The sequence below is a fragment of the Emergencia sp. genome (assembly GCF_048465375.1).
Classification (GTDB): domain Bacteria; phylum Bacillota; class Clostridia; order Peptostreptococcales; family Anaerovoracaceae; genus Senimuribacter.
This window is the reverse complement of the sequence record NZ_DBFWLQ010000001.1, coordinates 63,388-90,042: the sequence shown is the minus strand read 5'-3', so window position 1 is coordinate 90,042 and position 26,655 is coordinate 63,388. Positions and strand designations below refer to the sequence as shown.

23 protein-coding genes are annotated in these 26,655 nt (G+C 46.3%); 5 read left to right on the top strand and 18 right to left on the bottom strand.

Features of this window, described 5'->3' with window-relative positions:
- Positions 1–457: 457 nt before the first annotated feature.
- The 3 genes from ACMQ5W_RS00450 to ACMQ5W_RS00440 are packed head-to-tail and all read right to left on the bottom strand — an operon-like array spanning position 458 to position 3,971.
- Positions 458–1,996 carry a 2-hydroxyacyl-CoA dehydratase family protein gene (locus tag ACMQ5W_RS00450; protein ID WP_419022452.1) on the bottom strand — a complete coding sequence of 513 codons (1,539 nt, stop codon included), beginning with the start codon at positions 1,994–1,996 and terminating at the stop codon, positions 458–460.
- Positions 1,996–3,186, bottom strand: coding sequence for a 2-hydroxyacyl-CoA dehydratase family protein (locus ACMQ5W_RS00445; protein ID WP_419022451.1), 1,191 nt, complete (start codon positions 3,184–3,186; stop codon positions 1,996–1,998). Before ACMQ5W_RS00445 ends, ACMQ5W_RS00450 begins: the two co-directional genes overlap by 1 nt.
- Positions 3,183–3,971, bottom strand: a complete 789-nt coding sequence (locus tag ACMQ5W_RS00440) for an AAA family ATPase (protein ID WP_419022449.1) — start codon at positions 3,969–3,971, stop codon at positions 3,183–3,185. The genes ACMQ5W_RS00445 and ACMQ5W_RS00440 overlap by 4 nt, the downstream gene beginning before the upstream one ends.
- Before the next feature lie 449 nt (positions 3,972–4,420).
- Here ACMQ5W_RS00440 and ACMQ5W_RS00435 point away from each other — a divergent pair, with 449 nt between their 5' ends.
- Positions 4,421–6,028, top strand: a complete 1,608-nt coding sequence (locus tag ACMQ5W_RS00435) for a sensor domain-containing diguanylate cyclase (RefSeq protein ID WP_419022447.1) — start codon at positions 4,421–4,423, stop codon at positions 6,026–6,028.
- A gap of 80 nt (positions 6,029–6,108) precedes the next feature.
- Here ACMQ5W_RS00435 and ACMQ5W_RS00430 read toward each other — a convergent pair whose 3' ends face one another.
- The 5 genes from ACMQ5W_RS00430 to ACMQ5W_RS00410 form a co-directional block, all read right to left on the bottom strand.
- Positions 6,109–6,762: an InlB B-repeat-containing protein gene (locus tag ACMQ5W_RS00430; protein WP_148493660.1), complete on the bottom strand. Its 654-nt coding sequence runs from the start codon at positions 6,760–6,762 to the stop codon at positions 6,109–6,111.
- 149 nt (positions 6,763–6,911) lie between these two features.
- A complete protein-coding gene (locus tag ACMQ5W_RS00425) occupies positions 6,912–8,270 on the bottom strand; it encodes an amidohydrolase family protein (protein ID WP_419022445.1) in 1,359 nt (452 codons plus the stop codon).
- Entirely contained in the window at positions 8,264–8,518 is a 255-nt protein-coding gene (locus tag ACMQ5W_RS00420; protein ID WP_419022443.1) for a hypothetical protein, read from the bottom strand. Before ACMQ5W_RS00420 ends, ACMQ5W_RS00425 begins: the two co-directional genes overlap by 7 nt.
- 5 nt (positions 8,519–8,523) lie before the next feature.
- Positions 8,524–9,696, bottom strand: a complete 1,173-nt coding sequence (locus ACMQ5W_RS00415; protein ID WP_419022441.1) for a M20 family metallopeptidase — start codon at positions 9,694–9,696, stop codon at positions 8,524–8,526.
- An 11-nt stretch (positions 9,697–9,707) separates the two neighbouring features.
- On the bottom strand, positions 9,708–11,108 hold the full coding sequence (locus tag ACMQ5W_RS00410; protein WP_419022439.1) for a YfcC family protein: 1,401 nt from the start codon (positions 11,106–11,108) through the stop codon (positions 9,708–9,710).
- 319 nt (positions 11,109–11,427) lie between these two features.
- Between ACMQ5W_RS00410 and ACMQ5W_RS00405 the strand changes: the two genes are divergently transcribed.
- Positions 11,428–11,562 (top strand): hypothetical protein, encoded by a 135-nt coding sequence (locus ACMQ5W_RS00405; RefSeq protein ID WP_419022437.1) that lies wholly within the window; start codon positions 11,428–11,430, stop codon positions 11,560–11,562.
- A 132-nt stretch (positions 11,563–11,694) separates the two neighbouring features.
- Complete coding sequence (locus ACMQ5W_RS00400) at positions 11,695–11,829, top strand: hypothetical protein (protein WP_419022435.1); 135 nt, start codon at positions 11,695–11,697, stop codon at positions 11,827–11,829.
- 133 nt (positions 11,830–11,962) lie between these two features.
- Here the strand turns inward: ACMQ5W_RS00400 and arcC are convergent, their stop codons facing one another.
- The 5 genes from arcC to ACMQ5W_RS00375 all read right to left on the bottom strand — a co-directional run bounded on the left by arcC (position 11,963) and on the right by ACMQ5W_RS00375 (position 18,423).
- Positions 11,963–12,907 (bottom strand): carbamate kinase, encoded by a 945-nt coding sequence (gene arcC, locus ACMQ5W_RS00395; RefSeq protein ID WP_419022433.1) that lies wholly within the window; start codon positions 12,905–12,907, stop codon positions 11,963–11,965.
- A 166-nt stretch (positions 12,908–13,073) separates the two neighbouring features.
- Positions 13,074–14,294 (bottom strand): arginine deiminase, encoded by a 1,221-nt coding sequence (arcA, locus tag ACMQ5W_RS00390; protein WP_148493649.1) that lies wholly within the window; start codon positions 14,292–14,294, stop codon positions 13,074–13,076.
- Positions 14,295–14,668: 374 nt separating this feature from the next.
- On the bottom strand, positions 14,669–15,664 hold the full coding sequence (gene argF, locus ACMQ5W_RS00385) for an ornithine carbamoyltransferase (RefSeq protein WP_067532415.1): 996 nt from the start codon (positions 15,662–15,664) through the stop codon (positions 14,669–14,671).
- Between the two features lie 170 nt (positions 15,665–15,834).
- The gene (locus ACMQ5W_RS00380; RefSeq protein ID WP_148493648.1) at positions 15,835–17,289 is read right to left on the bottom strand and encodes a PLP-dependent aminotransferase family protein; all 1,455 of its coding nucleotides are present in this window, start codon (positions 17,287–17,289) and stop codon (positions 15,835–15,837) included.
- A 6-nt stretch (positions 17,290–17,295) separates the two neighbouring features.
- Entirely contained in the window at positions 17,296–18,423 is a 1,128-nt protein-coding gene (locus ACMQ5W_RS00375) for a THUMP domain-containing class I SAM-dependent RNA methyltransferase (protein WP_419022431.1), read from the bottom strand.
- A 1,249-nt stretch (positions 18,424–19,672) separates the two neighbouring features.
- Between ACMQ5W_RS00375 and ACMQ5W_RS00370 the strand changes: the two genes are divergently transcribed.
- Positions 19,673–20,542, top strand: a complete 870-nt coding sequence (locus ACMQ5W_RS00370) for a LysR family transcriptional regulator (protein WP_419022429.1) — start codon at positions 19,673–19,675, stop codon at positions 20,540–20,542.
- Between the two features lie 57 nt (positions 20,543–20,599).
- Here ACMQ5W_RS00370 and ACMQ5W_RS00365 read toward each other — a convergent pair whose 3' ends face one another.
- The 5 genes from ACMQ5W_RS00365 to ACMQ5W_RS00345 all read right to left on the bottom strand — a co-directional run bounded on the left by ACMQ5W_RS00365 (position 20,600) and on the right by ACMQ5W_RS00345 (position 26,127).
- Complete coding sequence (locus ACMQ5W_RS00365) at positions 20,600–20,797, bottom strand: hypothetical protein (RefSeq protein WP_419022427.1); 198 nt, start codon at positions 20,795–20,797, stop codon at positions 20,600–20,602.
- A gap of 280 nt (positions 20,798–21,077) precedes the next feature.
- Positions 21,078–22,100 (bottom strand): rod shape-determining protein, encoded by a 1,023-nt coding sequence (locus ACMQ5W_RS00360; protein WP_067532423.1) that lies wholly within the window; start codon positions 22,098–22,100, stop codon positions 21,078–21,080.
- 227 nt (positions 22,101–22,327) lie between these two features.
- Positions 22,328–24,070 carry a Na/Pi cotransporter family protein gene (locus ACMQ5W_RS00355; protein ID WP_419022425.1) on the bottom strand — a complete coding sequence of 581 codons (1,743 nt, stop codon included), beginning with the start codon at positions 24,068–24,070 and terminating at the stop codon, positions 22,328–22,330.
- 34 nt (positions 24,071–24,104) lie between these two features.
- Entirely contained in the window at positions 24,105–25,454 is a 1,350-nt protein-coding gene (locus ACMQ5W_RS00350) for a sensor histidine kinase (protein WP_419022423.1), read from the bottom strand.
- A complete protein-coding gene (locus ACMQ5W_RS00345) occupies positions 25,435–26,127 on the bottom strand; it encodes a response regulator transcription factor (RefSeq protein WP_148493642.1) in 693 nt (230 codons plus the stop codon). The genes ACMQ5W_RS00350 and ACMQ5W_RS00345 overlap by 20 nt, the downstream gene beginning before the upstream one ends.
- A gap of 264 nt (positions 26,128–26,391) precedes the next feature.
- Between ACMQ5W_RS00345 and spoIIID the strand changes: the two genes are divergently transcribed.
- Positions 26,392–26,652, top strand: coding sequence for a sporulation transcriptional regulator SpoIIID (spoIIID, locus tag ACMQ5W_RS00340; protein ID WP_148493641.1), 261 nt, complete (start codon positions 26,392–26,394; stop codon positions 26,650–26,652).
- Positions 26,653–26,655: the final 3 nt, after the last annotated feature.

Below are 26,655 nucleotides of genomic sequence, written 5' to 3'. Positions count from 1 at the left end.
TTTTTCCAATTCCTTACGCAAATTACCGCTGTTCATCTCCTCCTGCTTAACTGACAGGGGATATGGCTAGCCCGGTTACGCAGTTGGGCTGATTTTTTTCCAATACCTTACGCAAATTACCGCCGTTCATCTCCTCCTGCCTAACTGACAGGGGATATGGCTAGCCCAGTTACGCAATTCTGGAAGCAGCGCTAAAGCGCTGCACTCCTGACCGGGGTCCTACCCTACAATTTGTTCTACAAATTGGGTTAGGACTCCATTATACGACTAAATCCCTCCAATCAAACTTCACCTTCGGTTCGTTTTCTTGGGGATTTAAAGCATACGACAAACTCCAAGCCAGCCAAAGGCTGGGGAGTTTCAGCATAAATTCTGCCAGACAAATCGCCTATGGCTCTTTGGGCAGAATGTCATAAGGACTGTCCAGCAATTTGCTGCGCAAATTGGGACCAGTCCATTACCAGCACTTGGCGTCGTCGAAGTCCTCCAGTGACGGATCCAGCGGCTCTTCTCTGAGCACGGTGCGCATGTAACGATTGACTTCCATACGCATATCCCTTCTTGACGCGTCTTCCGGCTTCATCAGATTGTGCGTCACCCAGATCAGGTGAATGCCGTGTTTCCTTGCTTCCTCTTCAAAGATACCGTGATAGCCGCTCATGGCCTTGCATCCCATATGGGTGTACATGACCACCATATCCACGTTGAAGTATTCGCAGTAGCGCCAAAGGGCTTCCACACCCACTTCGTATCCGCCGTTGGAGCGGTTTCTCATAATCATATTCTCGTAGAGGTGTGCCAGATCGTAAATAGCCTGCTCTTTGTCCTCCGTGTTGATTTCCTCCATGGAAACCAGACTCAGCATATCGGCAATGGGCACGATGCCCCAGCAGTTCTGCATCCAGATTGGGAAGGCCGTATAGTAGGCAGCCTGCACACCCCAGGTGATGGCCCGATGGCGGGCTTCTTTCACCACCGGCGCTTTGCGCTCAAAGGCCTGCATAGCCAGAGCCGTCAATTTTTCGTCCACCTTTAGGAAATCGTCATTCCTGCCGCCTGCCGCCTGATAAACACCGTAACGATACAGGGCCAGATTATCGCCGATGACTTGGGGATAAGGGGTACGGGAAATCTCCAGCCATTCCTTTGCATGCTGAGACTCCACATTAAACCGCTTCATAGAAGTAAAAAAGGCATCCCAGTCAAAAGTCTCTCCAGTCTGTTCTTCAATAAAGTGGATCGCATTCTTGATCTCGTCAGCGGCATATTCCTGCACGCTTTCCTGCGTATGACGAATCGGCACCGCCAGCTGAAAGGTGGGAATCTTGAAACGCCTGGCTTCGATGCCGTTTCCCATGGCACTGCCGTCGCAGGTAGTGTTGCACTGCACCGCACATTTTCCAATCAAAGGGAAATCGTCGTCAATGGCCAGCCCCAGTTCCGCCGCCGGCATCGGGCACACATCGCCCGGCACGCCGTATTCACTGGTCACGTCGATATAATGAGATACACCGGTCTGATTCATCATGGCACTGGTATAGATGGCAGGCACCTCTACCGATACCCACTGCAGGTTGGGGAATCCATTCATGATCTCACTCATCATATTTTCATCAAAGAGCACGATTCGGTCGTTGAGTTCCTTGTCGTTGCCGATGCGGGGGTCTGCCTTGAATACCGTGTTGACCATCTCGCACATGTCGGCTACGATAAGCCCCAGACCTGTATGCGCCATGCGCAGCTGCTCTCCCCGCATTCCTTCCGTATGGCGATCAAAAAAGTCCGGTACCGCCAGGTAGTTGAGCATCCATCGATAGCGGAAAAAGCCTTTGATGTTCCTCGGTTTTGCCATGAATTTAATCAAGACCTTCCAGATCTTCAGCCACTGGGTGTAAGCATACCAGGTATCCCTGACGCCACGCCACTCCCGGCGTTTCCTTGCTTTCTTCCCGTTATACAGCCGGCCCAGGCGGCCGCTTCCTAGTTCTTTTCCCATTACTTCGCCCCCTTCTGCAATTTCTTGATTTCGATGCTTTCCACAAAGGCCTGGATTCTGGTGCGAATCTGGCCCGAGCTCCCTACCGAATAAGGGTGGTCGATGGAAAGGACTGGATAATCGTACTCCTGCCGCATGATGTGGGTAGAGGCGGCCTGCTCATAGCCCCAGTAATCACAGAACTTCAGATATTGATAAATGATGCCGTCGACCTTGTACTCCCTGGCCAGGCTGTCTATGTAAGCCTTTCGCTCCTCAATTTTTTTCGTATTCATATAGCGTGGGCACTGGCCACGCATCATATACTGCCTGCAGATCTGCGTCAGGACATCTTCATCCTCCGTCAGGAGCAAAGGCTGACGGTCAGGAAACGCACCAAAGCAATAGCGGTCTGCCGCCACAAACGCGCCTGCATCCTCAGCCAGCTTGACCAGTTCCGGGCTGTCCAGCTCCGAGCCTGCCAGCAGAACACGGGCACGAAAAGATTTTTTCTCATCGGGTTTTCGTTCCTGCACTTCCGCCAAAGTCTCTTCCAGCTTCTCTATCAGAAGATCGTGGGGACAGCTGTAGGTTGCCAGACATAAAACTGCAAATTCATATCCCGTAATCGGCGGATTTTCTTCCTTGCGGAATGCTCCGATTTCCATCATCAGACGGTTGACCTCATTGAGGTTCTTCACCGCCTGCCGCAAAGCCTCATCAGACACATCGATACCGTACACTTCTGCCAAAGGGGAGAGCACCCGCAGGCGCATCTGTCTGACATAGTGGGCTAGAGCCGTCTCGTCGGCCTTCATAGGCGCGTCGGCATAAGATACGAAAAATTTCTCCTTATTGCATAATTGCAGCTTCTCGATATTCTCTACGCAGCGATTCATCTGAGCACAGGCGTCCGGTGCCAGGATACAGTCCAAAAATTCATATCCTCCCTCTAGGGCTCGCTCCAGATAGGCGCGGCAGCCTTCGCAAAGAAGGCTGGTCATATAATAAGTTCCCATTTCGATAGAACCGGTCCGCGGTGCCCGCAGACGCACAGCAAAGGTCCCTGGCAGGTTGAGCAGTACCTCTGGAATCAAAGAACAGACGCTGCCGATGGCGATATCGCCCCGCTGCGTCCCCTCCCTGACCAAATCGTTGTTGACCTCTTCTAATAAACTTTCGAAGTAATACAAATGCTTTAAATCTTTCACTGTTTCTCTCCTGTTTCCGTAATTCCCAAAGCATCCAAAGCCTCCGCCGCACCCCGGACAATTTCCGCCTCATCGGGCAGGAAAAAGACATTTTCGCCTAATAGATCAAACTTCGCCAGCTGATCATCACTCATAATATGGGATAAGACAGGCATTGCTCCTGTATCGACCAGTTGTTTGGCTTCTGGTCCAGGAATGCGGTTGACGATAACACCCATCTTGTCGTACATGACCAGGCGGTCTGCCACACCTTTAATGGTTTGAATCACCTGTATGCCTTTGCGGCTGGTATCTGTCACCAAAACCAAATGAGTGACCTTTTCCATCACCCTGCGGTTGATCTGTTCGATGCCGGCTTCTCCGTCGATGACCACATAGTCAAAATTCTGCGACAGCATTTGAATCACGTCTTTTAAGTAGGAATTGATTTTACAATAGCAGCCTGCCGATTCCGGTCTGCCGATGGCGATAAATGCAAAACCGTCCTGTTCTGTCATAGCCTCATAGATCTGATATTTCGCTTCGCCCAGAAGCTCGATTGCGGCCTTCGTCTGTCCATCCTCCACTGTCTCCACGACTTCCATGCGGATATCATCGATGGTCTTTCCCTCTTCAATTCCCAGAGCAGTAGCAAGCCCTACAGCCGGATCGGCGTCAATGGCGAGAATCTTCTTGCCGGGAAACTGCTTTGTCAATATCTTTACCATAGCAGCTGCGATGGAAGTCTTGCCGACTCCCCCTTTTCCCGCCACCGCTATCATCGTTGTTTTTTGTTCTTCCTTCATTTTTTACACCTCTGTCTCGATCAACGCGTTCATTATACCATGACGATACCTTTGTATATAGAATCGAGCGTCATGATTCAATGAACGCTTCCTTACGGCAACGCCGCAAGATCGTCTGCGTTTATTATACCATGACGATACCTTTGAATATAGAATCGAGTGTCATGATTCAATGAACGCTTCCTTACGGCAACGTATGCTTCGCATACTCCTCCGCTCACGTTGTTCGCTGCGCTGTCCGTTTTGCCTAGCCGCTCGCTACGCTTGCGGGGGGCAAAAAGGCAACGCCGCAAAATCGATGCGTTCATTATACCACGATTCCCTTTTTTTGTGCAAAAAGAATATAAATTACTGATTATTATATCAAAATTTCCAAAATTACGACTTCATAACCAACAACAAATATGATATGATAAAGGTACAGTATTTAATTAGGGAGATAGAAAAAAATGCAGATGCAGAAGCTGGCGGAGCGGAAAAAAGCATTAGTCTTTGCCGCCGTATTTTTAATTGTTAATGTCGTAGGAATTTTTTTTATCAGCATACATGAGTCTAAGATGATTGACAAATACCTGATAGAAGAGGCCAGTGATACGCGTCACGACTTCAATGACGTATTAAAGGACTACAAACATTCATTTCAAATTTTCTCGGAGATGCTCTCACGAGAAATTGAAAATAACCCTGATCCCAACCAGATCTGGGACTACCTGAAAACCATAGACGCTACCATGTTGGACATCGAAGGCGATACCTTCGACGGTCTGTATATGTATTATAAAGGCCGTTATCTATATAGTTGGGACACGCCTTATTCTGAATATGAGAAAACCGGCTATGTGGCGACAGAACGGCCCTGGTATAAAGACGCGGCCGCTGGCGATGGCGAAATCGTCTTTACACCGCCCTATATGAGTTATGCCAATCATTATATCCTATCGACGATTTCACAGCTTCAGCCCGATAAAGAGACGGTCTTTGCCTATGATATCAAGATGGGCAATATCCAGGCTCTGATCAATTCCATGAACCATTTCGAGGGTGAGCAGGTCATTCTTTACAATCAAAACGGCACGATTATCGGCAGTACCGATGACGACTATCTGGGCAGCAGTTTTCACGACTCTATTCCTGAGGCAAAGCAAAGAATTGAGGAAGCAAAAGAAGAGCTGTCAGCTATCGACCAGGAGGATGCCGACGAGATAGCAAAGGCGAAAGAAAAAATTGCTTCGGCTACTTCTTTTTATAAATTCCGAGAGTCATTTCAAGATAATCTGACTCTGCTCTCAAAGAATGAAAAAGAAGCGCGCTCTATTTCCATCGGAGGAAGCCGCTATTACGGGTATCTGCTGCAAGAGGAAGAATATAGTTTTCTAGTGCTTATTCCTTTCTTTTCCGTCCTAAAAGCAACTCTGAGCAGTTGGCTGGTACCGCTGCTTCTAGTTGAACTGCTTCTAATTTACGTTCTCAGCCAGGTGAACAGAGGGCTCAAGAATCGCGAGCTGAAAGAGGCTTATGTGGAACTGGGGCAGACGCAGAGACGTCTCGAAATGGCATTGCAGGTGGCACAAAAAGAAGCAGCTATTGATGAACTGACTGGCATGATGAATTTCAGTTCATTTAGGAAAAACATGACTAAGATTCTAACCGAAATGGAGCCTGAAGACGGCGGAATCTTCATCATGATTGACGGAGACCATTTTAAACAAGTCAATGACAACTACGGGCACAATATCGGTGATGAAGTCATCAAATTGACGGCTCAGATGATTGTCGGCCGTATCCGAACCATCGATATCGCTTCCCGTCTCCACGGCGATGAATTTGCTATTTTTGTCGCCGATACCGAAGATTACTCTGTTGCACAGAGAATCATGGAAGATATCAATCAAACCCTGGCAAAAGAAGCCGCGAAGCGAAAGATGCCCGCCATCACCTTATCTGCCGGGGCAGTATTGGCAAAACAGGGCGATACCTATGTGGCTTTATCAAAAGCTGCCGATGTTGCACTATACCGAGCAAAAGAAACCCACGACGGTGGATTCGCTCATGAATAGATTACAAAGGGGACTGCCAAAAATGACAGCCCCCTTCTCTATAATACTCGTTTCTTAAACCTGTAACAAATCTTTTTGTTCTATTCTTTCTCCCATTTTGCATAAAGCGTATAATCTCGATCTGCGCCCTTGTCAATGTAGGTAATTTTTCTTGTACGGCTTCGGTCCGTGTACCAGCCCTTGAACGCATAGCCCTTTTTTACCGGGTCCTTGAGAGTGACTCTTTCGTTATAATAGACACGCGGGCTTCTTCTGGCAAGTCTGCCGCCCTTCGTGTGGTATTTGATCGTATAACCCACTGTAACCTTGCAAATAGCCCTGACACTGGGATTTGAGCGCTGAGATACGATGATATTAGTCCTGCCTGGACTGATGCCTTTCACAATACCATCAGATGTTACCTTGGCCACCTTTCGATTGGTCGATACCCAGCGAAAGTTCTTTCCCTTCTGGGTTGGCGGATAGTAAAAGGCCTTAAGTCTCAGCTTTTCCCCTTTGCCGATTTTTGCACCTTTTCTGTTGATTTTAAGCTTGGGAAATGACGAGGCATTCTCCACGCCCGGAAAGCGATTTCCCGTATCCATCCCTTGCATTTTCAGCTCTTTAGAAGAACTATCTCCTACATTCCCCTGATGTACTGCGTCTATTGTCTGCCCAAATGCACAGATAGCCGTCGCTGAAACAATCATACTGGCCGACAACAAAATGCAGATGAGTCTTTTTATACTCTTCATAACCTTCTTCCCTTCTGTAATGATGCTGCTATTGCTGAAAATATTAATCTCTACAAACCATAGTAACACATTTTCCGGTAGAAAGTATACTATTTTAAGAATTTTTAAGAATTAAAAGATTCTTCCAGCGCCACGCTCGCCGGCCTTGTCTAAGGGAACGGGATGAAACTTCCCAGCCTGTCGTGTATGACCTGTTTATGATCCAAGGCCACGCATCCGCCAATGAGCACAAGATCAATCCCCTCCGGCTGCTGATATAAGTCATCGTATGACGCACAATCCAAAATCGTCTGCGGGTCAAAGACGGTCAAATCCGCGTCAGCGCCAATGGCAATACGTCCCTTCGAGGTCAAAGACAACCTTTCTGCCGGATACAGCGTCATCTTTCTCAATGCGTCCAGCAGGGACAGACACTTTTCTTCCCTTACATATCTTCCCAAAACTCGCGGAAAAGTTCCCGCCGCTCTCGGATGTCCCTTTCCCCTGTTCAAAATGCCATCGCTGGCAATCATACCACCTTTTCTGCTCACAGCCTGTGTGATTTCTTCTTCATCCATGATAAAGCCCACTGCCAGCATATCGGGATACTCTGATCTGGCCTTCTGGAGCAAGTCCTCTGTACAATAAGCATTTTTATATGGTTCCTGGGTCAACATGATGGTTCCGATGTCTTTACACCACTGTTCCAGGCTCTCCTTCTCGAACACCTCGCTGCCGATCAATGTAGAAAAGGCGTTATAAGGATAAATATCATAATCGATCCAGGCATGCTTCCTTCTTGCCTCGTCAATGAGTTCCAAAGACTCCGCCATCTGTCCCGTAGCCGCGCAGCTGCCCAGGTGAGAAATCTGAAATTTTGTCGCCGAAACTTCAGACAGTGCAATCATCTCTTTGATTGAATCAAGTGCTCCGTCCGCCGACTGGCGAAAGTGTGCCGCCGCCAGATACCTTTGATTGCCATGAAGCAGCGTCAGAGCCTCTGCCATCTCCTCAAAAGTGATAGCGGGGTCGTATTCTATGCCAAAAGAAATGCCCCTGGCACCTTCCGCCAGTTCTTCACACAGCAAACGCAGCACCTGCTGTTGCTGCCTTGGTGAGATGCGCTCACTATGTCCGATTCCCAGAAGATAGCGCATCTGGTTGTACCCTGCCAGCATGACATAATTAACAGGAGCGCCGCCCAGGTGCTCTATCATCCTTTTAAATTGTGACAGCCTTTGATTCTGCATACCGCAATTGCCGCCGCAGACAGTGGTGACGCCCATTTTCAGCATCAGTTCTCCGATGATATAGCCTGGCCCATCCTCTTGAAAGTTTTCTTCGTGCATGTGGATATCTATGAAACCGGGGGACACGACTCGCTCCGCCGCATCGATATGCCTTCGTGCAGACGGCCTTTGGTCACCGATATAACTGATCTTTCCATTTTTAATCCCGATATTCGCTTCTATCATTCTATCTCTTTCAAAATCAGGATAGCAGCCGTTTATAATCAACGTATCTAGCATTCTGCATCACGCTCTTTTCTTCTTTTCACAGCGAGATAGATTGAGATTGCCAGGTACGTCAGGGCAAAGGCCACCGCTACCCCGTTGACACAGGCGGGCAGCGGCAGCATGTCTTTGACCAGAAGAAACACAGACATGGCCGCTACCACTGCAATCACCAAGGCGCTTTTTTCCCGTCCATAGGCGAGAGAAACGGCCAGTGCCACTGCTGAGCAGATGGCAGGAAGGAACATCCATACATATACCATGATCTTTACCTCTCAAAATCCTCTTTCAGTTTCTCCATATTTTCTGGTTCACTGAGCAGTTTTGCAACTTGTCTGCAGATAATTCGCGCCCCTGTCTGCAGCGCCTGATGCGCCCGCTCTGACTTCATTGCCTCGGCAAACTCCCGCGTGTGAACTGCTACGCCCCGATCCACTACCTGCAGGGTCGGATGAAATACCGGGCAGATCATACTCACATTGCCTGTATCCGATGAACCGAAGATTTCTTCCGCATCGCCATTTAAGGGCAGATTGAGTTCCTCATAAACCTGCCTTAGATTTTCAATGCCAAAGGCGTTCTGCTTCATATTGTCGTAGACCTCTGCCGTTGCCTTCTTTTCCCATGTGGTCTGGGTTGCAATGGCTGCGCCTCTGGCACAGTCGTCAATTTTCCGAACCACCTCATTGAGATTTTCCCGCTCCAGTGCGCGAATATACATCTCCAATGCGTTCTCCTCTGGCACGATGTTCGGTGCCTCTCCCGCATACCTGATAATTCCGTGAATTCTCACGTCAGGGGTCACATGCTGCCGCAGCATATCCACCGCATGGAACATCAGCTGGCTGGCGTTGAAGGCGTTGCGCCCTTCCCACGGGCAGGCTGATGCATGTGCCGCCTGTCCATGAAAATAATAAGTATAGGTATCCATGGCCTGCAGTTTGGTATAAACCAAATTAGAGTCATACAGGTGTACCATCATTGCCATGTCATATCCGTCAAAAGCACCTGCTCTGAGCATTTTTACCTTGCCTCCATCGTACTCCTCGTCTGGCGTTCCTATAATATCGATATCTGCATCCAACTGATCCTGCAGGTCTTTCAGCGCAAGCCCCGCAAGTAAGCTGATGCTGCCGCTCAGACAATGCCCGCAGGCGTGGCCTAATTCGGGCAGTGCGTCGTATTCTGCCAGAATCGCCACTTTATATCTATGTCCGCCGCCCATATGGGCTTTGAATGCGGTTTCAAGGCCGGCGAAGGGATAAATGATCTGAAACCCCTCTTGGGCCAGCAGCGCTGTCATTTTCCTCGAGGTTTCATATTCCTTGGTCGAAACCTCGGGATGATCAGCAATGTCATCGTTGAGTTCTGCAAGGTTTTTGTGGTAGCGGCGGATTGTTTCCTCCGCCGCATCTACTATCTTCTCATAATTATTCATCATAACCTCTTAACTTAAAATGGTCCCCAATTCATCAGATGTGCAATAACAATCAGAACCGCGCCCAACAGGTATTGCAGACCGATCAAAGGCAGAATCCATTTTGCCCATTTTTCCCATGGAATCTTTGCCAGCGCAAGTGCCGCCATAAAGTATCCCGACGTCGGCGTAAAGATGTTGGAAATGCCGTCGCCCAATTGGAATGCCAACGTAGCGGTCTGCCTTGTGACACCAACCAGGTCTGACAGCGGCGCCATGATTGGCATAGATACTGCCGCTTGTCCGCTTCCTGACGGAACGACAAAGTTGAGCAGACACTGGAAAATATACATACCGACAGCGGATATGACGGATGGGAGTTTCATGAGCACATTTGCCGTCGCATGGAGAATGGTATGAATGATGTTGCCGTCAGTCAGCACTACCATAATGCCTCTCGCAAAACCGCAGACCAGCGCACCTGTTGCGATATCGGCCATTCCTTTTCCCATCGCATTGGCAAACTGGTTCACGGACAATCCGCCCAAAATGGCTGACACGATGCCCAGTCCGAAGAACAGACCTGCAATCTGCTCAAAATACCATCCCCATTGAATGGTTCCATAGGCCAAGAGGCCGACAGTGATTGCCAGAGCGATCAAAATCAGTTTCTCTCTGATACCGAAAGGATGCGTCTTCTCGTCCAGTTCCAGTTTATCCTCTCTTGCCTGGTCAATCTGGTACATCGGTGAAAGCTGTGGGTTTTTTTTGACTCTTCTGGCATAGATAAATACAAAGGTGATGGTCAGAAGTACCAGGCATCCGTAAACCACCAATCTGTATCCCAGCCCCGAAAACATCGGCAGTCCTGCAATACTCTGTGCCACCCCTTCAGTATAAGGGTTCAGAAACGCGCCAGCAAAGCCTGCGGCTCCTCCACACAATACGATGGCAGTTCCCGTAATAGAGTCAAAGCCAAGTGCCAGACACAGGCTCACGCAGATCGGAATGTAGGGGAGCAAGTCCTCCGCCGAACCGATGATGGCACCCATTACTGAAAAAATGACCATTAATACTGGAATAATTACTACTTCTTTGCCAGAAAGAGCCTTTGATGCCTTGACCAGACCCGCTTCAATCGCTCCGGTTTCTCCGATAACGCCAAAACAAGCGCCAAAGATAAAAATCAGAAATACGATTTCCGCCGCTTCCAGCATGCCGCGGAATACAGCGGACATGGTTCCCATAAGGCCTACCGGCGTCTGCTCGATATAGTGGAAGGTATCGGGATCCACGACCTCACGGCCATCCTCCAGGGTCATCATATCATAGGCGCCTGCCGGGATAATATAGGTTAAAATAGCGCAAAGGATGATCAATCCTACCAGCAGCGCATAGACATGTGGTACTTGAAACTTTCTTTTTTTCTTTTCCATTTTCTTCTCCTCTCTATTGTTTATATTACAACTTATAGTTATTGTAATATAAACTATAAGAGGGTGTTTATTATTTACTTTGGATTTTCTGGTAAAGACTACGTGTTTTCCGATTATTCTAACGATTTCATCGTCTCCTGGCATTTTACCGAAATGCACCTCCCCATAGCCATTCGATATGAAATTATTTATATTTTATTAAGAAAGGATAATCCTTGATATGGAAAATAACAGCATTCAGTTTCCTCTGAAAAATGGTCTGATCTTTGGGTTAGTTATGTAGTACGCTACACTTTGCAAAGAACTGCTCGAGCGAATTATGCCGGGCAGAAAAATTCGGGAACTGCGGCTCTGCGACGGTTCCAATACGGAGCTTCAAAAGACAATCATCACCATAAACGTCCGTCTCGATGTTCTTTTCGAAGACGACAGCACCTGGTTCGATATCGACTAGATCAAGCAAGGCATCAATACAGACAGCTGAAACACAGCTACATCATCTTCATCTGTACCTTTGACCACTATATGTTAAATCAGACTGTGCATTTCTTCCAAAATTATGATTGTAAAAATCGTTGGTGAGAAAATGAACATCCTTTTTGCTGAGGGCGAAGCAAAGAAGAATTTAAAAAACACTAAGAAAATGAAAGACAAAGATTTCAACACTGATCTGATTTCCAGAATCACCGATCTGAGCAAAGAAGAAATCGAAGCGCTTTGAATGGCGCGCAGCATACATCAAATCAAAGTCACCAGTTGAACTGTAGTTTTATCAAGCCTATTCGGCGCCAACAGAAAAGCTGCCCGCGAGGGATATCCCCACAAAGCAGCTCTTCTACTGACGTTATTATATTTTAAGCAAAAGTGATGACAGTACCAGTCTTTCCTTCCAAAGCGTCGATGGCTTTGTCCAGGGAAGTGATGATCGCCTTCTTGTTTGGATTTGCTCTTACGAACTTCATGGCAGCTTCTACCTTTGGAAGCATGCTGCCTGGAGCAAACTGTCCTTCGTCGATGTATTTTACTGCATCTTCCAGGTTCAGCTTGTCTAAGTCTTTCTGATCTGGCTTATTGAAGTTTACTGCAACCTTTTCAACCTCTGTCAGAATCATCAACACGTCTGCGCCTACCTGCTCTGCAAGCAGTTCTGCAGCAAAGTCTTTGTCGATAACAGCAGCAACGCCTTCCATAGTACCGTCCATGTTTTCAACGACTGGAATTCCGCCGCCTCCGCAGGAGATGACGATGGAAGAATCCCACAGTTTCTTCACTGCGCCGATTTCTACGATCTTTCTCGGCAGCGGGGAAGCTACGACTCTTCTCCATCCTCTGCCAGCGTCCTCTTTCATAGTGTATCCCTTTTCAGTTTCTAAAGCTTTTGCTTCTTCTTCTGAATAGAAAGGTCCGATCGGTTTTGTCGGGTTCTGGAACGCAGGGTCCTTCTTCTCAACGATCATCTGCGTTGCAACAGTCAGAACCGGAATGTTCTTATCTCTCTTGTTCAGCGCATATTTCAAAGCCTGCTGCAGGTGATATCCGATATATCCCTGTGACATCGCGCCGCATACGTCAAACGGCATGGAAGGTGTAACATCTTTTGCAGTTTCAGATGCAAGAAGAATTCTGCCTACCTGTGGTCCATTTCCGTGAACTAGTCCGATTTCGTATCCTTTGCAGCTGATGTCTGCGATATATTCACATGTCTTTTTAACTACTTCTAACTGCGCTTCTGCAGTAGCTTCGCTCTTACCTGACTGAAGAGCGTTTCCGCCTAAGGCGATAACAATTTTTTCTGCCATGTTTTTTCTCTCCTATTTTACAAACAAATTTAGTAAGCGAACCTAAATAAATGCGCAACACTTCAGCTGAAATACAACTGCACGCCAGGCGCCCTGTGTACACAAGGCACACGAGGCACGCAGCGAAAGTTGTTTACAATGCTGTGAGTGAAATAACAAGCATTTTTTATAGGTCGTCTCTATTAACAGGGCAAGACATACATCTTGGGCCCCCTCTTCCTCTTGAAAGCTCAGCACTTGGAATGGTCAGCACTTTTACGCCCTTCTTGTCTAGCAGGTCGTTGGTCACGTAGTTTCTCTCATAGGTAACTACAGTTCCCGGAGCGATACAAAGAGTGTTGGAACCATCGTTCCACTGTTCTCTCTGTGCAGCCATCAAGTCAGTTCCTCCGCAGCGGATTAACTCAACTGCTGGTAAATTGAGAACTTTCTTCAGGATATTTGGTAAGGAATCTGTCACTGATTCGAAATGCGCTTTTCCATCTTTTTCAAGAGTGATTTCGAACAGCTGCAGAGGTCCTTCAATTTCTGGATGGATTGTGAACTTGTCAAAGTCAACCATTGTGAATACGGTATCCAGATGCATGAATGCACGAGTCTTAGGGATGTCGAATACCAATACCCTCTTGAATGTGGACTTGTTCAACATGTTTTCTGCAAATCTTTCGATGGCAGCGGCTGTCGTTCTCTGGCTCAGTCCGATTGCAACAGTCTCAGCGTTGAGAACTAAAACGTCTCCGCCTTCGATTGAATATTCATGGTCATAGTCATACCAGATCTGTGAACCTTCTGGTGCAAAATCTCTGTTGTGAAGGAACATATACTTCAGAAGCAATGCTTCTCTTCTTCTTGTCGCTGTGCTCATATGGTGAATGTTGATACCATTCCCTACGCATGCACCAGGGTCTCTTGTGAAGTAAAGGTTCGGCATTGGATCCATATAGAACGGATAGGATGATGAAATAAAATCTGCTAAGGATTTACTTTCAACGCCCTGAATTTCCTCTCTCTTTACTCCTGCGATGATTTTCTCTACCATCTGCTTCTCAGGCAGTTTGATCAGATAGTCAAAGATCGCTTCTCTGATGCCTTCTGAATTGAGATGGCTTTCGTCTAACATCTTGTTTAAAAACTCTTTTTTTATAGTCGGATCAGCTAAAGCCTTTGCAGTTTCGTCTACGTAGTAAACGACTTCGACGCCGTTTTCTCTCAGTACTTCAGCAAATCTATCGTGTTCCTGCTGGGCAACTTTCAGGAAAGGGATGTCGTCGAACAACAGTCTTTCAAAGTTGTCTGGAACCAGACCTTCTACTTCTTCACCGATTCTGTGAAGAAGCACTTTATTTAATTTACCAATTTCAGAATAATTATGAATTCCAGGATGCATAATTTATCTCCTTTTCATCTTTCGTGCGAGGCTTCACGCCAAGCACTTCTTTTGCGGACCAGGTCCGCGTTATTTTTTACTTAGAAATCTTAAAAAGGACCGCCGCCTGCGCGGCAGCCCTTGGGTTTATTAGGTTTATATAGTTCAAGTCTAAATGCGCAGGAATTTTCGTGCACAGCTAGGAAACAACTGAGTGCTCGCGCGGAACGTACATGAGGTACGTGAGCACGAAACGAAGGCAGTTGACAACGCTGTGGGTGAAAATAACAAGCATAACGTTCAGCAAGCTGAACTCCTCCGTTCATCAGCCTACAACCGGCTGATTTCACTTCGCTGTCCGTTTCGCCTATCCAAGCAAGCTTGGGGCGAAAAGGCTAGCCGATTGTTGCTACGATAACAGCCTTGATAGTGTGCATTCTGTTCTCAGCTTCGTCAAATACAACGGAGTTCTTGCTTCTGAATACTTCGTCAGTAACTTCGCGGATGTCATAACCTTCTTCCTTCTGTGTTTTAGCCATCTTTGTTTCAAAGTCATGGAAGGAAGGCAGGCAGTGCATGAAGATGCAATCTGGGTTTTCAGTTGCTGCCATTAATTCTTCAGTAACTTTGAATGGAGTCAGAAGTCTAACTCTTTCAGGAATTTCTGCTTCTTCACCCATGGAAGCCCAAACGTCAGCATAGATAACGTCTGCACCTTTCAGGCAAGCTGGATCTGAGGATACTTCGATTGTTGCGCCAGTCTCTTTTGCAACTTCCTGAACCTTTGCGATAACATCCTGCTTTAATTCAGCTTTCATTTCGTCTGGTCCATATGCAACATAGTGCATTCCCATCTTAGCGCATCCATACATCCAAGCATAGCTCATGTTGTTTCTGATGTCTCCGCTGAATACAACTTTTACTTTGTTCAGTGGTTTTGCAACGTGTTCTTCGATTGTCAGCAGGTCAGCTAAGATCTGAGTAGGATGGTCAACGTCAGTCAGACCGTTCCATACTGGTACTCCAGCATATTTTGCCAGACCCTCTACGACTTCCTGATCGAATCCTCTGTATTCGATACCATCGTAGAATCTACCCAATACTTTAGCAGTATCTTCCATAGTTTCCTTCTTGCCCATCTGGGAGCTTCCGGAGTCTAAGAATGTAACGCCAGCGCCTTCGTCCATAGCTGCTACTTCAAATGCACATCTTGTTCTAGTTGAAGTCTTCTCGAACAGAAGAACGATATTCTTTCCTTTCAGAACCTGGTTGCAGATTCCTGCTCTCTTTTTTGCTTTGAGATCGTGTGCCAGATCAAGCATATATCTGATTTCTTCCGGTGTGAAATCCATAAGTGTTAAAAAGCTTCTTCCCTTTAAATTTACTGCCATTGGTGTAATCTCCTTTTCTCTTTGAATAATTTTAAATTTCGTTCATAAGATAGTTTAACTCTCGATAAAAAAATCATACTATATTTGTCAAAAAATTAAAGTACCAGCGCTTTGCTTTTTTTGTGTACCAGTTTTATCCTTTCTTTACCAAATTTGTCCTATTTTTGCTCTTATACCAACTCCCTAATAATGTCAATCAGATTTTCCATGCCCAGCTTGATTCTGCTAATCGTCTCGTAGGAATAATTCAGGCGGATATTATTTTGACCGCCGTTTCTCATGGGGTAAAAAATTTCTCCAGGAATGATGGAAATACCCCGCTTCAAGCTTTCGGATACGACCGCTTTGCTGTCCACTGTCTTTGGCAGCTGACACCAGATATAGACACCGCCGCGAGGCTTCTGATAGCTGACGCCGATATCAGACATCCGATCTAGATAAGAACACATCAGATCCCTCTTTGTCTTGTTAAGAGCAGCGATTTTCTGGACGTTTTCGTAGTATTTGCCGTCAGTTATGTATTTCGCCAAAAGTTTCTGCGTCATCCAATCCAGGGTCATAATTCGAATGGAAACCAGGTAACTGAGGCTTTTGATCAATTTTTCCGGTGCGGCTACAAATGCCATGGACATGCCCGGTATAAAAGTCAAAGCAAACGAATAGATATAAATGACATTCTCGCTGCGATCCATGGATTTGATGGTAGGTAAAAATTTTTCCTCGAAGGATAACTCTGAAGCCGCATCCTCCTCGATGATTGGCAGTCGATAGCGGTTGGAAAGTTCAAGAAGTTTTCGCCTGCGTTCCACTGACAAGATATTGCCGGTAGGGTCGTGATAGCTGGAATTGACATAAATAAATTTGGGATGATGGGTTTCTATGAGGGCTTCCAGATTGTCACAGATCATACCATTCTCATCCACCGGTACTGTGACGGGCTTGCCCCCAGCTAGCTCGATAACGCGGTAAACATCAGGGGAAACCGGCTCTTCAGTAATCACTCTGTCTCCCGGCCTCAAAAGGGACGTGACGATAAAGTCGAGAGCTTGATTCGTTTCGGAAAGAATTTGTACCTGGTTCAGCCCCGCTTTGATGCCCTTTGTTCTTAAATAGGCAATGATTTTGTGACGTAACGTCAAATCCCCCTGATAAGGAGATAGATAAAACGGTCGTCTCCCCTCTTCCCTGAGGATTGCGGCGAGATCAGCCGCAAGATCTTCTTCGTTATAGATGGCAGGCGGCATGCCCGTAGAAAAGGAAATATTGTTTTCTTCCGTGAAACGAAGGAAAATATCATCAAAAGTGCGTTCCATGTCCTGATATTCATCCTTTATAATCGTACTCCAATTGACCTTTTTCCTCACATCCGGCTCATAAAAACTTTTGCTCTTGTAGGTCACTCGATAGCCGATGCCCTGCAGCGAATCAATCAGTTCCTGGTCCTTGAGGTGAGAATAGGCTTTGATAATGGTGTTCCTGTGCACGCCCAGCATTTGAGCCAATGATCGTTCCGACGGCAAAATCGATCCGTCCGCCATCTGCCCTTCAATAATCATCGACTTAATCTGATCTGCAATCTGCCAATATAGAGGAGTTCTGATACTTTTATCTACGGTAATGTCCACGAGAATTTACTCCTTCTTTCCATGAAACTGATAATAGCATACTTCCAATCTTCCATTGTAGAGTTTCCGTCTTCTGTCTGCCGGCCTTCCCATGATTTTTCCTTCTACAGTCTTGTCCGTCGTAATAAGGAAAAGTGACCAGGTCGGATTTTCCGCCATGAATGTTCTGTACTTCTTATATATCGTTTCAATTTGCTTCTCTTCACCGATACGTTCACCATATGGCGGATTGGTGATAATGATGCCGCTGTTCTCCCTGGCGGAAAGTTTTGCCATATCCATCGTCTTGAAGATGATGCAGTCATCCACACCAGCTTCAATGGCGTTTTCTTTGGCGGCCTCAATGGCTTTGCCATCGATATCAAAAGCATAGATTTTCAGTTCTGCGTCATAATCCACCGCTTCAAAAGCGCTGCGCCGCTCCTCTTTCCACATCTCCTCTGGTATCATCTCCCATTCTTCAGATGCAAATTTACGGTTGAGTCCAGGAGCGATATTTCTGCCAATCATAGCTGCCTCAATTGGAATGGTTCCAGACCCACAGCAAGGATCAATCAGCAGTCTGCCCACCCGCCAAAAAGACAACTGAACCATAGCTGCCGCCAGAGTTTCTTTGATTGGCGCCGCCACATCGCGAACCCTATAGCCTCTCTTGTGTAGTCCTGTGCCGCTGGTATCGATCGTCAGCGTGACTTTGTCCTTCAAAATGGTCGTTTTAATAGTATAGTCTGCACCTATTTCCTCAAAACGATCGATACAATAGTATTCCCTGAGGCGCTCCACAACAGCTTTTTTAACGATGCTCTGACAGGACGGCACACTGTGCAGCTTCGACTTTACGGATGTGCCCGTCACTGTGAATTTTCCATCGATGGGAATCAGTTCCTCCCAAGGAATCGCCTTCGTCTGCTGAAACAGCTCCTCAAAGGTCAGTGCAGTAAACTCTCCCATTTTCAGCAGCACTCGGTCTACTGATCGAAGCCATAAGTTACTTCTGACGATGGCCCGCTCATCTCCCAAAAAAGTAATCTTGGCGTCCTCCGATTTGACCACTTTGTATCCCAGATTCTGTATTTCTCTCTTGACAACTGCTTCCAAACCAAAAGTGGCAGTTGCGATTAACTCTAATTTCATAGGTTCTCCTATTCTTATCTACTTCAGTTTCTAATACTATTATGATACCCGCTTTTTGCGAGAGTGTAAAGGAAAGTTTAAACTCTCACTAGCTAATCCATCCACGGTAGTCGTGGTTCTAAGCGTCAAGTCTATCCACAGCAGTCGCGGCTCTGACAGTCCGCAATCGACTACGTTCTCAAGAAATGTCCCGCACTTTTTTTCTGGCACGCTCGGCTGCGGACTGCAACGGCCTGGTTTGCAGCTCTGACAGTCCGCAATCGACTGGGTTCGCAAAAAATGTCCCGCACTTTTTTTCTGGCGCGCTCGGCTGCGGACTGCAACAGCCTGTTTTGCAGTTCTGACAGTCCGCAATTGACCGGGTTCGCAAGAAATGTCCCGCACTTTTTTTCTGGCGCGCTCGGCTGCGGACTGCAACAGCCTGTTTTGCGGCTCTGACAGTCCGCAATCGACTGGGTTCGCAAAAAATGTCCCGCACTTTTTTTCTGGCGCGCTCGGCTGCGGACTGCAACGGCCTGGTTTGCGGCTCTGACAGTCCGCAATCGACCGGGTTCGCAAAAAATGTCCCAGACTTTTTTTCTGGCGCGCTCGGCTGCGGACTGCAACGGCCTGTCTTGCCCCTCTGACAGTCCGCAATCGGCTAAGTTCTCAAGAAATGTTCCAGACTTTTTTTCTGGCGCGCTCGGCTGCGGACTGCAACGGCCTGTCTTGCGGCTCTAACAGTCCGCAATTGACCGGGTTCTCAAGAAATGTCCCGCACTTTTTTTCTGGCGCGCTCGGCTGCGGACTGCAACGGCCTGTCTTGCGGCTCTAACAGTCCGCAATTGGCTGGGTTCGCAAAAAATGTCCCGCACTTTTTTTCTGGCGCGCTCGGCTGCGGACTGCAACAGCCCGTTTTGCAGTTCTGACAGTCCGCAATCGACTACGTTCTCAAGAAATGTCCCACACTTTTTTTCTGGCGCGCTCGGCTGCGGACTGCAACGGCCTGTTTTGCCCCTCTAAGAGTCCGCAATCGACTACGTTCTCAAAAAATGTCTCGCACTTTTTTTCTGGCGCGCTCGGCCGCGGACTGCAACGGCCCGTTTTGCCCCTCTAACAGCCCGCGATCGGCTTCAGCCGTTCAATCAGCGTTGACATTCTCGGAGCAAATCCTTACAATAGATATAATAGATTAATACAAAACGTTGGGTATCGCTCGCCAGGCGGCAGACTCCACTTTAACTTCATTATAACTAGGAAGGTGAACACTATGATTTCTCGTTATGGAATTTTCTGCAAAGTCATAGAGACAGGCAGTTTTACAAAGACAGCTGACATCATCGGTTACTCTCAAAGTGCAGTCAGCCAGACCATCAAATCTTTAGAACAGGAACTCTCGACTACTCTGGTCAATCGTGGGAAAGATGGGATCACACTCACTCGGGATGGTGAGCAATACTTTCCTTATCTGCATTCTATTTACAGCGCCGAACTAAATTTAAATCGCAAGCATTCAGAGATGCAGGGACTAAAGAACAGCACGATTCGCATCGGTACTTTTATTACAGTCAGCCGGTTTCTACTGCCTGAACCAATGATGGAGTTCAAGAAAAAATATCCCGAAGTTAAATTTGAACTGCAGCAAGGCAGCTACGACAGTATCGAAAGAGGGATCCTTGATGGCAACATTGATTTTGGCTTTGTCAATCCAGATGCGGTCACAAAATTAGAAACAAGACCGCTGGTACGCCAACGGCTGCAGGCCGTTCTGCCAAAAAACCATCCGCTGGCAAATGAAAAAGAAGTCACTTTAGCACAATTGGCACAGGGACCAATCATCCTTCCCGATGAAGGGGAATACAATCTGCTTCTCCGCGCCTTTCAGCAGGAACAGTTGACCCCTAATATAGAATATAAAGTTTATGATGATTACTCCATCATCTCTATGGTAGAGCAAGGTCTAGGCATATCAGCCTTTTATGATATTTTGCTCGCAAAAGTCAAACCAGACTTAGAAATCCGTGAAATCAGGGAAAGACCTGAACGTACACTATCCTTGGCATGGCATAACTGGGATACAATGCCGTTAGCTGCCCGAAAATTTATCGACTATATCGGCAACAGCATAATATCATCATAATTACATTAATACAAAAATCCACACAGAAATAGGGGCTGCCATCAGCCCCTACCTGTTTTATTGCACGGTTTCTGTGGTTCCTGTAATCATCACCGGGCAAGTGGTGAACACCACCGCTGCAACTACATCAACCGTCATCAAAATTTTCTCCATTGCCCAGTTAATTTCTGCTAGGCAGATTATAAAAGTCACCAGCACCACCACCGCTAAACTCATCAACATGATCAAAGTCCAAATTTTACTGTTATTTCTCATGATATTGACCTCCTTCTCATACATTCGCTTTTCTTGTCTTTATTCTATAGCGCCACTCAATATAATTAAAACGAATTGTACTTATCTAAGAATAAGATTTACTTATGTTTACTAGAAAAACGTGATAAAGTTTCCCTCCTTAGCACCCAAGGGCTTTTCAGCCTCTAATGGGATGGGCGGTTATCTTGATGTGATATTGTAAGCTAATGTAACCAAAAAGACGCATCGGCTAGTGCTGCGGAGTCTGCCGCATAGCCAATGCGTCTTTGGATAATTTGTTTTATAAATAAGGTGCTCTTCTATTCAGTGAATTGCTTTCCAGCGACTCTAACTCATTGAGCGCCTTTCCTGTACCGATTGCTACACAAGACGTCGGGTCATCAGCGATTCTCACCTGGATGCCTGTCCTATCTTGAATCCTTCTATCGATGCCGTAAAGCAATGCACCTCCGCCGGTGATGACAATACCAGAATTACTGATATCCGCTGCCAGTTCAGGCGGGGTTTGTTCAAGAACGCTATGGGCTGCTTCACAAATAGTGTGAAGTGGTTCTTCCAGCGCTTCCATGATTTCCTCGGAACTGACCTCCACGGTCTTTGGAAGCCCCGTAACCAAATCTCTGCCCCGGCATTCCATGACCATGTTTTCTTCTCTTGGATATGCAGTACCAATCGTTTTCTTGATTTCTTCGCCAGTTCTTTCACCGATATACAGCTTGTGTACTTTTCTCATATATTTAATGATGGAATCATCGAATTTATCTCCGGCCATCTTTACGGATGTACTTGCAACAATACCGCCAAGGGAAATGACAGCGATATCTGTGGTTCCGCCTCCGATGTCGATAACCATGACACCATCTGGCTGGGCAATATCAATTCCAGCACCGATCGCTGCTGCAACTGGTTCTTCCATCAGATAAACGTCTTTTCCTCCTGCTTGTGTTGCCGCTTCCCTAACAGCTCTCTTCTCAACCTCAGTCACTCCGCTCGGGACACAAACCATGATTTTCGGTTTAAAGAATCTGCCGCTTCCGCATGTCTTTTTGATAAAATACTTCAGCATCCTCTCAGTAATATCATAATCTGAAATCACACCGTCACGAAGTGGACGCACGGCGATGATATTAGCAGGTGTTCTTCCCAGCATCTGTCTTGCTTCTTCACCCACAGCGAGAATATCATCCGTGTCTTTGTTAATTGCCACTACTGACGGCTCGTTCAGTACTATGCCCTTGTTTTTTATATATACTAAGACATTGGCTGTCCCTAAGTCAATTCCTACTTCACTTGCCATTTCCATACTCCTTTTCTCTAAAAAATAATATATTCTCAATTATATATAGCATTGCCATTTTTTGATACATTATACCATGACTTACCTCTGAATTCAGAATCGAATGTCATGATTCAATGAACACTTTCTACTATATGCCCACGTCATGGTAACGTCGTTTAGGATTACGGAACTATTATATACAATTTTTCATGTTTTTTCAACGAAATTGCTGATATTTTCAAAATATAGATTTATATGGCATATTTTTGTTTGTATTCTGTAAACATCTTTCTGAATTCAGGGTCGTCCATCGCTTTCAGCTTGTCCAGATATTCGTGGGTGTCAAAGGCTGATTTTGATAATTCAATCATAGCGACAGCGATATTTGAACAGTGGTCTGATACTCTTTCGTAGTTGGTTAAAATATCTGAGAGTACAAATCCCTGCTGAATGGTGCATTTACCCGCCTGCAGTCTATTTATGTGGTTCAGCTTAATGCCTTCGATAATCCCGTCTACAACCTGTTCCAGCGGCTCTACACGATAAGCCAGTTCCAAGTCGTTTTCGTCAAAAGCCTTGATGGCGATTTCCATGATCTCCCTGATTGCTGCAGTAGCTACTTTTATTTCCTCTACCCCTTCCGGTGACAGCGGAACTCTCTTTTCCTCAATTTCCCGCGCTGCTTCCATGACGTTTACAGCATGATCGCTGATACGTTCAAAGTCTCCAATGGTGTGCAGCAGCTTTGATATTTGTTTGCTGTCGGTATCTGAAAGATCGTAACCCGATAATTTTACCAGATAAGAACCGAGCCGGTCTTCATAAGTATCTACCTCTCCCTCCAATGCTTTGACACCAGTCGCTTTTTTCTCATTGTAGGCAAAGAGTAAATCCATAGCGTCCATCATGGACTGCTTTGACACATATGCCATCTCTGTCGTAATATGATTGCATTCCTGCAGTGCGATGGACGGCGTCTTCAACAGCCTTTCGTCCAGGAAAGCGATTTCTTTCTCTGGTTCTGTCTTGATGGTTCCTTCCGCCAGTTTTACCAGCTGTTTTGAGAACGGCAGCAGCAGGATCGTCGTCGTAATGTTGAAAATGCTGTGCACAATGGCGATTCCCACAGGATTAATTGCCGTTTCAATAAAGGTCAAATCCACGACAAAATGCAATATGAAATAGAGCAGCAGGCACACTGCTGTACCCAGAAGATTGAAAGCGATATGAATCACCGCAACGCGTTTGGCATTTTTATTTACACCAATACTGGAAATCAGCGCTGTGACACAAGTTCCGATATTTTGTCCCATGATGATCGGAATGGCCATTCCATAGGAGATTCCCCCAGTCAGGGATAGTGCCTGCAGAATTCCTACTGAAGCAGAGGAACTCTGAATTACCGCCGTCAGTACCAGGCCAGTGACAATACCCAGCAGCGGATTGGTAAACGCAGTCAGCATAGAGGTGAATTCAGGCATATCCGCTAGCGGACTCACCGAATCACTCATGAAATTCATGCCATACATCAGGATGGCAAAGCCGATCATGATGCTGCCGATGTCTTTCTTTTTACTGGTCTTGGATGACATCATCAAAATAATGCCGACCAAAGCCAGAATCGGCGAGAAGGACTCTGGTTTCAAAAGCTTTACCCATACGTTATCACTTTCGATGCCTACTAAACTGAGAATCCAGGCGGTCACTGTCGTTCCAATATTAGAACCCATGATGACGCCCACCGTGCCAGAAAGCTGCATGATTCCGGAGTTAACCAAACCTACCAGCATGACCGTGACAGCCGATGAACTTTGAATTACCGCCGTGATGCCGATTCCCAGAAACAGACTCTTCACCGGATTTGAGGTCATTTTCTTGAGAATCCCTTCCAATTTACCTCCAGCCAGTTTTTCAAGGCCTTGAGACATCAAGTTCATGCCATAAAGAAATAGCGCCAAGCCTCCAAACAGTGTAATAAATGAAAAAATATCCATGTACGTTTTCCTCTCTTTAATCAATGTCAATTTATTAAAAAATAATTGTAATACTTGTTCCGCAGTTCAGCTTGCTGTCGATTCTGATCTGTGCATTGTGATAAGCGGCTCCATGCTTTACGATAGACAGACCCAGCCCGGTACCGCCTATTTCTTTGGAGTGACTCTTGTTGACCCGGAAGAACCGTTCAAAGACTCGGTCCAAATCCTCCTCCGGGATTCCGATGCCGGTATCACGTACTGTCACAGCCGGCTTTCCTTCCTCTTCGTGGACGTTGACGGTAACGCTGCCGCCCTCCTTGTTATATTTTATCGCATTATCGCACAAGTTATAGATGATTTCGCCCAAAATCTGTCCCACGCCTTCCGCATAGAGGTGCTGCCCCGTAAGAGAAACCTCCACATGGCGCTCAAAGGCCGCCGGTTCCAAGGTGTCGATGACGTCCTGGCAAATCAAATAGAGATCCAACCGTTCTTTTTTCGCCGCAATCTGCTTCTCGTCCAGCTGCGACAATTTGATGATGTCTCCTACCAGGGTGATCAATCTTTGAGCTTCATCATAAATTCTTCCCGCAAACCGCGGTATATCTTCTTCTTTGACGATACCATTCTTGATGATCTCAGCAAAACCGGAAATGGAGGTCAAAGGTGTTTTCAACTCGTGAGAAACGTTAGCTGTGAACTCTTTTCTGAAGTCTGCTTCCTTGGTCTTCTCGTCAACGTCTACCTGCAGTTGATTGATCTGATAGTTCAGCGCCTTATTCTGCTCCGAAATCTTGTCCACCAGAGGTTTTACTTCTTCATAAATTTGCACCGCTTCAGGATGTTCCAAATCAATTTCATTGATCGGATTGACGATTTTCTTAGCAATCTGTGCTGCTAGCAGCAGTGATAAGAGAACCGTAAGAATCAATACGATCAAAATTGGCTGCAGCATACTGAGAATCAGCGTAAAAATCGAAAACTGCACTTGGGAAACGCGCATCACTGTTCCGTCTGTCAGCTTGACGGCGCTGTATATGGTTTTTTCTGCTAACGTCTTTGAATAACGGGTGTCCTCGCCGTATCCCGTTTCCATGGCCTCCAGCACTTCCGGCCTGCTGCCGTGATTCTCCAGTTTATCAGCATTGACGGAAGAATCATACTTTACAGTACCATCCTGGCCAATCCAGGTGATTCTATGATTTTCTGCCAGCTTCAAGTCAGCAAAATATTCCCCGCCGTTCTGTTCAACAGCATGGGCTACCAGATAGGCTTCGTTTTTCAGTTCCCGCACGTACTCTCCGTTGTACTGCATGTAAAGTGCTCCCATAATAAGAATCATGCATGCAATCCATACCAGAATAGCGACTAGAAAGATTCCTTTAAATATTCGGCTTTTCATATTTATCTTCTCCAATTTTATAACCGATACCTCGAACTGTTTCAATCAGTCCACCACATTCGCCCAGCTTCTGTCTCAAAGATCTGATATGAACGTCAACCGTCCTGCTTTCGCCGTCAAAGGCATAACCCCAGATTTTGGTGAGCAGCTGATCTCTCGTAAATACGATGCCCTGATTTTCTACCAGCAGAACTAACATCTCAAATTCTTTCAGAGTCAAAGTTACATCTTGGCCACAGGTGCGAACTACGTGTTTTGAAGGAGAAACGAAGAGTTTGCCGATAGTATAATCCCTGTCGGTATCGACGACTTCTGCTCTGCGCAGCAGTGCTTTCACCCTGGCAATCAGTTCCATCATGCCAAAAGGCTTAGGCACATAGTCATCCGCACCGTAGTCCAATCCGATGACTTTGTCGTATTCTGTCCCCTTCGCAGTCAGCATCATGATAGGTATTTTGCTGGTTGTCGAGGAGGCCCTCAGCCTCTTCAAAATTTGCAGTCCGTCTTCTTCCGGCAGCATGATATCCAGCAAAATCAGCCGCGGCGCTTCTTGTTTCAGTGCCTCCCAAAAGAGCGACGGTCTTTCAAACCCTCTGGCCTCATAACCTGCATTGTTAAGTGTATATAAAACAAGTTCCCTGATACTGTTGTCGTCTTCAACAAAATAAATCATCGCGAGTTCCTCCATTTTTCTACATTCAGTCTACTATATTAGCGATATGAATTCTATAGTTTTAATGTTAAATCTGTGTAAAACCATAGTCTTAAGACACTGATTTGTCAAAGGGTACCCGTCTTCTCTGCCGATTGTCATAAAGTTCGAAAGAACTTGGCTTGTGTCAAATGAAATTCTATGTGAAATCATCATTCCTTTGCATATCCCGTCAAACCGCTGCATATATTGGTTCTAACTTGAGTTTAAGGAGCGGTGTTTAATATGAAGGATTACATAGAAGAGAGAGTACTTGCGCTGGCTGAATACATAGTTTCAACTAATTCCACTGTCAGAGCCGCTGCAAAGAGATTCAAGGTCAGCAAGAGTACGGTGCACAAAGACGTCACAGAAAGACTGCAGGAAATAAGTCCTTCTCTTGCCGCACAGGTAAAGGCAGTACTTGATGTCAACAAAGCAGAGAGACATATACGCGGTGGTCTTGCGACCAGAGAAAAATATAATCATATTAAAGAAGACGAATAGAGA